1 protein-coding gene is annotated in these 774 nt (G+C 44.2%); it reads left to right on the top strand.

Annotated features, from left to right (window positions below; all coding sequences use genetic code 11):
- Positions 1-774: response regulator (locus A3739_RS03025; RefSeq protein WP_156502296.1), on the top strand; the 774-nt coding region annotated here is incomplete at both ends.

Genomic DNA, 774 nt, shown 5'->3' with positions numbered 1-774 from the left:
GGGCAGTGATGCACAACTGAAAGTGCAGTGGTTAGATTGTTTAGACGAATCGTCGCCGACACTCACTCAAGCCGAAAAGTTAGTCGTCAGTATTGAAGCAACGCCAAAAGTTTATCCTGAAAACGAAGCAATCCTTGAAGGAAAGAAAGTACTGTTATGTGGCGACTCTCCATTGCAATTGGATATTCTCAGCCGCACGATTTCCGAATCTGGTTGTGGCTTGGAATGGGCAAGTTCACCTAACGATATTTTCAAAGCGAGTGCCAAGGCACAGGAGTTTGATGCCTTTATCGTGACAGATACGGTACCAGGCATTGAGTTGAAGTCATTCTGTAAAACACTTAAATCTCGCTTGGCAAAAGTAAAAGGCAGTACACGTCTGCTGCTTTCTGTGTCGGATCCTGACTTGGTCGAAGACACCTACCAGAATGTCGATCATATATTCTATCGCCCCTCAGACAATAAAAGCTTTATCACCAAATTGATTCAGCAGATCGATCAAGAGGAGAGTAAAACCGCTGTGACAGACGAGCGCATACTCGTTGTTGAGGATGATCAAATTCAGCAAATCATTTTGGTTCAGCTATTAGAAGAATTCGGCATTAGTTGCGATACGGCAAATTCAGGGGAAGAAGCGCTGAAATGTTTAAAAGAAGCAAAACCAGCGATCATTTTTATGGACTGCATTATGCCCGGTATGGGCGGCATTGAAGCAACACGAAAGATACGTGCAAACCCCGATCAATATGGTGAACTGACCGTCATTGGTGCTAC

Source organism: Oleiphilus sp. HI0067, from assembly GCF_001635735.1.
This window is presented reverse-complemented; position numbering and strand designations above follow the sequence as displayed.